Genomic DNA, 8,090 nt, shown 5'->3' on the forward strand with positions numbered 1-8,090 from the left:
GGCCTTTTTGGCTGGAGTCTTGTCGGCTGCCAACGGCTTGGTCGGAGCAGCCGTGGCTGTTTCCTTCTTCACTGCAGCCTTCTTGGCGGGAGCGGTCTTCTTCACTGCAGCCTTCTTCACTGGAGCCTTCTTGGCGGGAGCAGCCTTCTTCCCTGCTGCCTTCTTCTTGGCTGGAACCTGCTGCTCGAGCAGCACGTCAGCGATGGCCTCATCGCGTTCGGCTGCTTCGGCTGCTGCCTCGGCAATAGCCCGATCAGCCATGTCGGGGACGGCACAGTCGATACTGCGACGGGAACCATTGAAGCTCACAACGACGAGCGTGACCGACGAGTCGATCTTCATGATCGACTTTGCACTGCGCGGTGTCGGGGCGGCCATCATCCGGAGTGGGACATAGCCACGCACTCCAGTGCCGTTAATCGTGATGTAGGCGCCGTGCGACGAGTAAGCGTCGACGGTGCCGTTGATGCTTGTTCCGACAGGGTGATGCTCGACGAAGTCAAGGAATGGCAGCAGTTCGTTCACCGGATCGCCGCCCCTCGGAGCTGGGCTGACCGCCGCTTTCGGCTCGCTCTGTCGTGCTGCAGCCTTCTTGCGCGTCGGCGGTGGCCCCTTCGGTACGGGCATCGGCGCGTTCGCCTCCAGACTGCCCACGCGTGCCTGGTTGTCGTCTTGCTTGGTACGACCCCGGCCACCACGTGACCGACCGCCACCGCTGCTACTGCCGCTACTGCCACTGCTGCTGCTGCTTGACCCGCGGGTGGCCTTGCGGCTGACCGGACCGCGAACCGGGTTACGCGCCACCCAAACCCAGCCGACATGCGGCACTGGCTTACCGCCAATGAGGCGGCCTTCGTCGAAGAGCCAGTCGTATTGACCGTGGAACTCTTGGAAGGAATCATTCGACAACACGGTGGAGTTCGCCTTGTTGGCGATGCCAAGTACGAATGCGTCGCCGCGACCGACAGCGCCAGCCGGCGGTGCAACGAGCTCGTTGTTCGAGATGCCCTCTTCGAACTCCTTCATCTCCTTCTTGTCGATCCGGTGCCCGAAGGTCGCATCGACCACGACGGTGATCTCGGTGTTGGGGTTGTCTTCCATGAAGCTCATGACGGCTTCGTTGAGCTGCTGCAGGCTGGGCAGTGACCGGCCTTCGGTTGCGAGGTTCGACCCGTCGACCACCACGTGGGCTGGGCCGTTCTGAGCGTTCATTATCAGTTGTCTCGTTCCTGTTGACGGGGCTCGACCATTCGAGCCTCCGTGTCGCCGATTCCGGCGATCTGCACGCTGCGTCGATCATCGCTGCGGGTACCGGCCGTGTTCGCACCAGGTGACCCGAAGTCGAATCGAGACTTTGTACTCCCCCATCGTAGGCTCTCGAACCATGCCGAACCCAACCATTGTGCGTGCAGTCTTCTGGGACTTCGGTGGGGTCGTGCTCTCCAGCCCCTTCGATGCCTTCAACACGTACGAAGAAAATCACTCCTTGCCGACCAACTTCATTCGCTCGGTCAACACTCACAACCCAGACTCGAATGCGTGGGCGTTGCTTGAACGCAACGATGTCGGACCCGACGAGTTCGACTTGCTCTTCGCCAACGAATCCGAGGCGCTCGGCCATCGGATTCCCGGTACCGACATCTTGGCGTTGCTCTCCGGGTCGGTCCGCCCCGAGATGGTCATCGCGCTCGACGCCGTCATCGCAGCCGGCTACATCACGGCATGTCTCACGAACAATGTGGTCTCAGACGACACCGCAACACAGCGCCGCCCTGACGTGGCAGACGTGATGGCGAAGTTCGATCATGTGGTTGAGTCGAGCAAGGTTGGCGTCCGTAAGCCCGAACCCCGCTTCTATGAAATCGCTTGCGAACTCGCCGGTGTCGAGCCGACCGAATGCGTCTTTCTCGATGACCTTGGGATCAACTTGAAGCCAGCGCGGGCTCTGGGCATGCAGACCATCAAGGTCGAAAAACCCGGCCCCGCGCTCGACGAACTCGCGTCGATCCTCGGGATCTCGCTCTCAGCCTGACGGAGTCAGTCCTCGCTCGACGAGAACAACCGATCCATGAGCTGTGCAAGCTCTTGGTCGTGGATCGCCTTACTGCCTGTGGCTGGGCTGCCCGACGGTGCGCGAGTTACATGACGGAGGTCGTAGCCCTCGTCTTTGATGCGCCACACGTTGTGCTCGATGAAGTTCCAAGCACCCATGTTCTCGGGCTCTTCTTGCAGCCAGCGAAGTTCCTTGGCATACGGGTACTTCTTCAGCACGTCGCGCATTTGCTCGGTTGGCAACGGGTACAGCTGCTCGATGCGAACGATAGCAACGGCGGCATTGCGCTCGTCGCGCTCGGCTATCGCGTCCCATGCAACCTTGCCTGAGCAGAACACGATACGCGTGACTGCGTTGGCATCGAGTACACCCGGATCGTCGAGCACCTCGTTAAAGGACCCGGTTGTCAGCTCGTCGATAGACGATCGGGTCTGCTTCATCCGCAGACCAGACTTTGGCGAGAACACGATCAGCGGCGTGTGGCGTTCCGAATGCACCTGGCGGCGCAGGAGGTGGAAGAAGTTGGCCGCCGTGGTCGTATTGACGACCTGCATGTTGTCTTCAGCAGCCAAGGTGAGGAACCGCTCGATGCGTGCCGAGCTGTGCTCTGGGCCCTGGCCCTCGTAGCCGTGCGGCAGGAGCAGGACGACACCGTTCTGCTGCTTCCACTTGTCTTCGGCGGCAACGATGTACTGATCGATGATGATCTGGGCGCCGTTGACGAAGTCACCGAACTGGGCTTCCCACAGCACAAGCGCGTCACGGTTGCCATGGGAGTAGCCGTACTCGTAGCCCATCGCTGCGTACTCAGAGAGCAGCGAGTCAAAGACCCAGAAGTTCGCCGCCGCATCGTCAAGGTTGTCGAGTGGGATCCACGGATGACCGGTGTTGTTGTCGATCAACGCGGCGTGGCGATGGCTGAACGTACCGCGACGCGAGTCCTGACCGGCGAGCCGTACCGGGTGGCCCTCCTGGACGAGCGAACCGAACGCCATTGCCTCGGCAAGCGCCCAGTCGACCTCACCGTCGGCGTACATTTTGGCCCGCGTCTCGAACTGCCTGCCGAGCTTCGGGTGGATCGTGAAACCCTCGGGGTAGTCGGTCAGCTTGTTGAAGATGCTGTCGAGCTTTGCTCGGTCCACTCCGGTCGGGATGTGGGGCAAAACACCGAGCGGCTTCGGCGAGCGAGCGGCGGTCACGTCACCCGGATTTTGCGCGCGGGTCTCGTCAAGCGCTGTCTGCAACTTGTCGTGGAAGTCACTGAGCGCCTGCTCTGCCTCGTCGATCGTGATGTCACCACGGCGGACCAGCGTCTCGACGTACAGCTTGCGGACCGTGCGACGTTCGGCGATCGCCTTGTACATGAGCGGCTGGGTGTATGACGGATCGTCACCCTCGTTGTGTCCGTGACGCCGGTAACAGACCATGTCGATGACGACGTCTTTGTGGAACTCCTGGCGGTATTCCCAGGCGAGCCGGGCGACCTTGACGCAGGCTTCAGGGTCATCACCGTTGACGTGGAAGATCGGGGCCTGCACGGTCTTCGCGACGTCAGAGCAGTACAGCGAAGAACGTGAGAACTCAGGTGACGTGGTGAACCCGATCTGGTTATTGATGATCAGGTGGATCGTGCCGCCGATGCGGTAGCCGCCGATATCGCTCATTGCGAGGCATTCGGCCACGATGCCCTGACCGGCGAACGCTGCATCGCCATGAATCAGGAGCGGGAGCACAGGGAACGAACCGGGTGGTTCGATCTGGTCCTGCTTTGCACGGACCATGCCCATGACAATCGGGTTAACGGTTTCGAGGTGGCTCGGGTTGGCGGCCAGCTCAATCTTGATGTCGGCACCAGACGGACTGACGTACTTACCCTTTGTACCGAGGTGGTACTTGACGTCACCCGACCCCTGCACGGACGACGGGTCGAGGTGACCTTCGAACTCGGAGAAGATCGCCTCGTAGTCCTTGCCCATGATGTTGGACAACACGTTGAGGCGGCCGCGGTGTGCCATGCCCAAGATCGCCGAGTCAAGGCCGTCGTCGGCTGCATGACTGAGGATTTCGTCGAGGATCGGGATCGCCGATTCGGCGCCTTCGATACCGAAGCGCTTGGTCCCGACGTACTTGGTGGCGAGGAACTTTTCAAACGACTCGGCGGCGTTGAGTCGTTCGAGGATGCGGTACTTCTCTTCCTTCGTCGGCTCGGGATAGCCCTTGACCTGGTTGCCGACTTCGACGTGTTCCTGGATCCAGTGCTGCTCGTCGGTGCTCTGGATGTGCATGTATTCGACGCCGATCGTCCGGCAATAGGCGTCGCGCAAGACGCCGAGTAGGTCGCCGAGGCGCATCTTGTCGACGCCACCGACGCCGTCGGTGAGGAACTCTCGGTCGAGGTCCCAGATCGTCAGGCCGTACGTGGCCGGGTCGAGTTCGCGCGGCATGTGCGGCTGCTTCCAGCGAAGCGGATCGAGGTCAGCGATCCGGTGGCCGCGGACGCGGTGCACGCGGATCAGCTTGGCGACGGCCATCTGCTTGGCCAGCATCGTCTCTTCGCGGTTCATCGGGCTGACGTCGGGACGCCACTTCACCGCCTCGTACGGGACGCCAAGCGATGCGAAGATCTCGGCGTAAAAATCGTGCTCTCCGAGGAGGAGTTCGTGGACACGCTTCAGGAAAAGGCCGGACTCTGCTCCCTGGATGATGCGGTGGTCATAGGTGCTCGTGACGGTGACGACCTTGCTGACGCCGAGCGAGCTGAGGTTGCGCTGGTCGGCGCCTTCGAACTCGGCTGGGTAGTCGATGCTGCCGACGCCCACGATGAGGCCCTGGCCTGGCATCAAGCGGGGCACCGACTGCACTGTGCCGATGCCGCCAGGGTTGGTCAGGCTGATGTTGGCACCTTGGAAGTCGTCAACCGTGAGCTTATTGGACTTGACCTTGCGGATGATTTCTTCGTAGGCCGCGAGGAAGCCGTTGAAATCGTTGGTGTCGCAGTCGCGAAGCACGGGAACAAGCAGCGTCCGGCTGCCATCCTTCTTCTCGACATCGACCGCGAGGCTCATGTTCACGTGGTCGTGCACAATGAGGCGAGGCTTGCCATCGTCACCAACGGCGTAGGAGTTCTTCATTGCTGGGACGGCGTCAGCGATTGCCCGAACAATGGCCCAGCCGATCAGGTGGGTGAAGCTGATCTTGGTTTGCCCCGACCGGGAACGGAAACCGTTGATCACCTTGCGGTTGACTTCGAGCAGTTTGGCTGGCACGTTGCGGAAGCTGGTGGCCGTCGGCACCGTGAGGCTGGCTTCCATATTGCGAGCAATGGCAGCGCCAGCGCCACGGATTGGCTTGCCTGGCTCTTCTTCTGGTTGCTTGTCCACGGGCGCAGGGGCGGGAGCAGCTGAAGCGGCTGGCGGCGGCGCAGGAAGCTGTTCGACCGGCGCCATGGCGCCGTGGACCTCTGCGTTAGCCCTGACCTGAGGCGATGCAGCAGCAGCGGCGGCAATACTTGGCGCCTGAGACTGGTAGTCGGCAAAGAACTCCTGCCAACTGTCGCTCACCGATCCGGGGTCGGCGACGAATCGCTCGTACATCTCCTCGACGAGCCAGGAGTTGGCTCCAAATCCGGAACCACTTGCTTGATCGGCTGGTGCTGACACAGGCGACATCGTAACCGCCACCCACTCACGGCTGAGATTCGAAAAGCCCACTGAACCGAACATCTTCAGAACATGACGAGCAGTCGGTTCGTCAGATCCGATCGAGCTCTTCTGCATCGAACAACGGCGTGATGCCTTCGGCTTCGATGTCGGCCCGCATCTCGTCGGCGGACGGAGCAGTGAGATCGCCGGATGCGGCATCGACGACCATGGGCAGCTTGCGCGCATCGCTCGTGGTGTTTAAGAAGAGCTGCTCCTTCGAAAGCACGTAGCGGACAGCACGGTCGATGGGTTCCTGATCAGTCAGCGGGTCGTACCAGCTGAACTTGCCCGGTCCGCTGACCTCACCGTCGGCCCACCGGCCGCGTGCAATGGCTTTGATGGTCTGGACTGCGACGCCACGCTCGGAACAGAGCCCAAGGAGAGCTTCGACGTCCATGCGATAGGCCGGATTATCGAGCAAGATGAAGTTGATCGGCAGCAGGACCGATGCAAAGTCAAACGCCTGAAGGCTGCGCAAATGCATGCCCGCAATCCGAAGACCATGGCCAGTAACGCCGACGTGCGAAATCAAGCCTTCATCGCGAGCCGCAGCAAGTGCTTCGACCGCTCCGCCCGAAGCGTGGGCCCGCTCCCACTCGTCATCTTCGACGAGGTTGTGGAGCTGCACCATGTCGATGTGGTCGACGCCCATTCGCTCAAGGGACTTTTCGAGCTCTTCGCGTGCCCCCGCGCCTGACCGACGGCCGGTCTTGGTCGCGAGGAACACGTCGGCCCGGTGATTCGCAAGCCACGGCTTGAGCCGGTCTTCCGATTCGCCGTATGACGCAGCTGTGTCGATGTGGTTGATGCCCCATCGCGCAACGGACTCCATCGTCGCGTCGGCACGCTCCTGGCTCATTCCTCCCAGCGCCGCTGCACCAAAGATGACTCTGGTTGATTGGTGGCCCGTGCTGCCAAAGGGTGCGGTGGGGAGCGACGTCTCGAACATGTTCCGAACGTAGCCGCCCGTCGGGAGCTTGTCAGACTGCAACGACGCCAGCCTCGGCTCTGTCGACACTCGCGGTCAGGCGAACGATCCCACGGATCAGTCCAGTGTACCGATGTCGGCCGCGGTGATGCCGAGGGCGTTCCAAGCCGGCTGTAATGCGGTACGGACAGCATCGCCACCACCGTTGGCGCCGGGTGTGCCGCCGAGGGCAAAGATGGCGTTGATCGTTTCGCCATCGGCGCCAGCGGGAGTCACGTATGCCTCGATAACTCGCCAGAAGGCAAGGCCCTCGGCAATGTGCTTGGATGCAGCGTCGTCGTCGCTCTCAGCAACGTCGGTTTCGATCAGCGTTGCGTATCGAATGGCCGCCTGGCTGTAGGTGACCACGACATTCTTGATGACGTCGGCGGCGGCGGCCTTGGCCCCTTCCACGTCACTGGCCAGGAGCGCGTCTCGACCGGTCATCATTGCGGCGAGGATCGCCGCGTTGGCTACCGAACTGCCGTCATCAGTCAGCGTTCCAAAGTTCTTGCCGCGCGAGTCTGCTGTTCCGTGCGGACCACACCCTGGCTCGGCGCCAGCGTAGAACGCCCATCCTTCATCCCAGTTGTGGACCGCTCCTTTGGCGATGTCGAAGTTGCCTTCTTCCGCTTTGCTGACGGCGGTGTTGAGTTCATGAACAACCCAGGCGACCATGATTTGGTTCTGGATCCCCTTTTCGATGCCTTGTGCGCGAGCGCTGTCGGTGGCTCCTTCGAAGAGGCCGGTGCCAGCAATTGCCGACGAAACGAAGTCGTTGAGCGGCGCGGGCACTGCATAGAAATCGCTCAGGCCGTGCTTGCGGTCTGCACTCGATGCGAATCCGCCAATCGTTCGGTACCCGTCGCTCTTCACCGAATTTTTGCCGTCGGTGTACAGCACGTTGATGGCGTCATAGTCAACGTTGTCGACATCGAGGAGTTCCTTGACCTCGCAAACGTCGTTGACCACAAGACGGTGGCTGTCGACGTTCGAGGCATAGGCATACCCGGCATCTGCCGGGGTCGCCGCAACTGCTGGCGTCTCTGCGGTTGATGCAGCAGGTGCATCAGTGGACGACATGTCAGTGGTTGGTGAAGTGGCGCTGGGCAACTGAGCTGTCGGTACGTTCGTCGTCAGGCTCTCGTTGGAAGTGGAATCGGCGTCGTCGCTGCCGCATGCGGCCATCGCCAACGCTGCAGTGATGCCTGCGGCGAGGAAGCGGGAGCGGGGTCGTAGTGATCTCATAGTTAGGCAAGCTTAACAATTTCCTACTCCATTTGTTAGGTGAACCTAACATTTCATGCGAGCACAATCGAATCGACCCGTGCTGGGCCCACTTCCCCCTCCACTTCCCCCTCCACTTCCC

The 8,090-nt window shown here is 61.4% G+C and carries 4 protein-coding genes and 1 pseudogene; 1 reads left to right on the forward strand and 4 read right to left on the reverse strand.

From position 1 onward, the window contains the following. Window positions 1–1,212, reverse strand: a pseudogene (locus ACH2EI_RS09185) (hypothetical protein); the annotation flags it as partial. A gap of 172 nt (window positions 1,213–1,384) precedes the next feature. On the opposite strand from ACH2EI_RS09185, the gene ACH2EI_RS09190 reads away from it, so the two are divergent. Further along, on the forward strand, window positions 1,385–2,032 hold the full coding sequence (locus ACH2EI_RS09190) for an HAD-IA family hydrolase (RefSeq protein WP_395153309.1): 648 nt from the start codon (window positions 1,385–1,387) through the stop codon (window positions 2,030–2,032). Between the two features lie 5 nt (window positions 2,033–2,037). Here ACH2EI_RS09190 and ACH2EI_RS09195 read toward each other — a convergent pair whose 3' ends face one another. The 3 genes from ACH2EI_RS09195 to ACH2EI_RS09205 form a co-directional block, all read right to left on the reverse strand. Beyond that, entirely contained in the window at window positions 2,038–5,721 is a 3,684-nt protein-coding gene (locus ACH2EI_RS09195; RefSeq protein WP_395153308.1) for a multifunctional oxoglutarate decarboxylase/oxoglutarate dehydrogenase thiamine pyrophosphate-binding subunit/dihydrolipoyllysine-residue succinyltransferase subunit, read from the reverse strand. 82 nt (window positions 5,722–5,803) lie between these two features. Further along, the gene (locus ACH2EI_RS09200; protein ID WP_395153307.1) at window positions 5,804–6,703 is read right to left on the reverse strand and encodes an aldo/keto reductase; all 900 of its coding nucleotides are present in this window, start codon (window positions 6,701–6,703) and stop codon (window positions 5,804–5,806) included. A 96-nt stretch (window positions 6,704–6,799) separates the two neighbouring features. Further along, window positions 6,800–7,969: an FEA1-related lipoprotein gene (locus ACH2EI_RS09205; RefSeq protein WP_395153306.1), complete on the reverse strand. Its 1,170-nt coding sequence runs from the start codon at window positions 7,967–7,969 to the stop codon at window positions 6,800–6,802. Window positions 7,970–8,090 lie beyond the last annotated feature (121 nt).

The sequence above is a fragment of the Ilumatobacter sp. genome, from assembly GCF_041688325.1.
Taxonomy (GTDB): domain Bacteria; phylum Actinomycetota; class Acidimicrobiia; order Acidimicrobiales; family Ilumatobacteraceae; genus Ilumatobacter_A.

Excerpts from the sequence above, each read along its gene's own strand:
- ACH2EI_RS09190 (WP_395153309.1), top strand. The coding sequence starts at position 1,385 with ATGCCGAACCCAACCATTGTGCGTGCAGTCTTCTGGGACTTCGGTGGG.
- ACH2EI_RS09195 (WP_395153308.1), bottom strand. The coding sequence starts at position 5,721 with ATGTCGCCTGTGTCAGCACCAGCCGATCAAGCAAGTGGTTCCGGATTT.
- ACH2EI_RS09200 (WP_395153307.1), bottom strand. The coding sequence starts at position 6,703 with ATGTTCGAGACGTCGCTCCCCACCGCACCCTTTGGCAGCACGGGCCAC.
- ACH2EI_RS09205 (WP_395153306.1), bottom strand. The coding sequence starts at position 7,969 with ATGAGATCACTACGACCCCGCTCCCGCTTCCTCGCCGCAGGCATCACT.